Here is a 1,302-nt window from a genome sequence, read left to right on the forward strand (position 1 = left end):
CCCCGCACACCCCACGGCCCCCACCCGTGGTCAGCCAGAGCACCCCAGGCCGGTACTCTGGTCACATGTCCGAACCGACCGGTGCCGCCCGCCGCCGCGGGCCCTTCAAGGTCGGGGACCAGGTGCAGCTCACCGACCCCAAGGGCCGCCACTACACGTTCACGCTCGAGGCCGGGAAGAACTTCCACACCCACAAGGGTTCCTTCCCCCACGACGAGCTGATCGGCAGCCCCGAAGGCAGCGTGGTCCGCACCACGGGAAACGTCGCCTACCTCGCGCTGCGCCCCCTGCTCCCCGACTACGTCCTGTCCATGCCCCGCGGCGCCGCCGTGGTCTACCCCAAGGACGCGGGGCAGATCCTGTCCTTCGCCGACATCTTCCCCGGCGCACGCGTCGTCGAAGCGGGAGTCGGCTCCGGCTCACTCAGCAGCTTCCTGCTGCGAGCCATCGGCGACCAGGGCATGCTGCACAGCTACGAGCGCCGCGAGGACTTCGCCGACATCGCCCGGCAGAACGTCGAGCGCTACTTCGGCGGCCCCCACCCCGCGTGGGAGCTCACCGTGGGCGACCTCCAGGACAACCTCAGCGACACCGAGGTCGACCGCGTCATCCTCGACATGCTCGCCCCCTGGGAGTGCCTGGAGGCCGTCTCCAAGGCCCTCGTCCCCGGCGGCATCGTCTGCTGCTACGTGGCCACCACCACCCAGCTCGCCCGCACCGTCGAGTCCATCCGCGAGATCGGCTGCTTCAACGAGCCCACCGCCTGGGAATCGATGATCCGCAACTGGCACATCGAAGGCCTCGCCGTCCGCCCGGACCACCGGATGATCGGCCACACCGGCTTCCTGCTCACCGCCCGTCGCCTCGCCGACGGCGTCGAGCCCCCGATGCGCCGCCGCCGCCCCTCCAAGGGCGCCTACGGCGAGGACTACTCAGGCCCCAACGCGGGCGGCGGAACCCCCGGCCGCTGACCCCGGCACGCCACAGCAGCACCCAACAACGAACGAGCCCCGCCGCCGAGTTCCCCACACCACCGGAGAACTCGGCGGCGGGGACTTTTCGTTGACATCCTGACCCCGGCGTTCCGCCTCACTGTGAGGTATGGCACGATGCTGGCCACCCCCACCGGCACAGCCCTCACAGGAGACACTCCTCGTGCAGCACCCCGCCGTCCCGGAACTGGCACACACTCACACCCGCCCCGTGCACTGGCTCGCCACCGCCACAGCACTCGCCGGCGTCGTCGCCCTGTCCACGGTCATCCAGCCCAAAGACGCCACCGCCGCCCAACCGGGCCCCCCG

General features: G+C 70.9%; 1 protein-coding gene. It reads left to right on the forward strand.

The window, feature by feature from the left end; genetic code table 11:
• The first annotated feature begins 65 nt into the window (after nt 1-65).
• Complete coding sequence (locus U9R90_RS36275) at nt 66-971, forward strand: tRNA (adenine-N1)-methyltransferase (RefSeq protein WP_411061761.1); 906 nt, start codon at nt 66-68, stop codon at nt 969-971.
• Nucleotides 972-1,302 lie beyond the last annotated feature (331 nt).

It is taken from the genome of Streptomyces sp. E11-3 (assembly GCF_046540415.1).
GTDB lineage: Bacteria > Actinomycetota > Actinomycetes > Streptomycetales > Streptomycetaceae > Streptomyces.

Coding starts and splice junctions, on each gene's coding strand:
- U9R90_RS36275 (WP_411061761.1), top strand. CDS start 66: ATGTCCGAACCGACCGGTGCCGCCCGCCGCCGCGGGCCCTTCAAGGTC.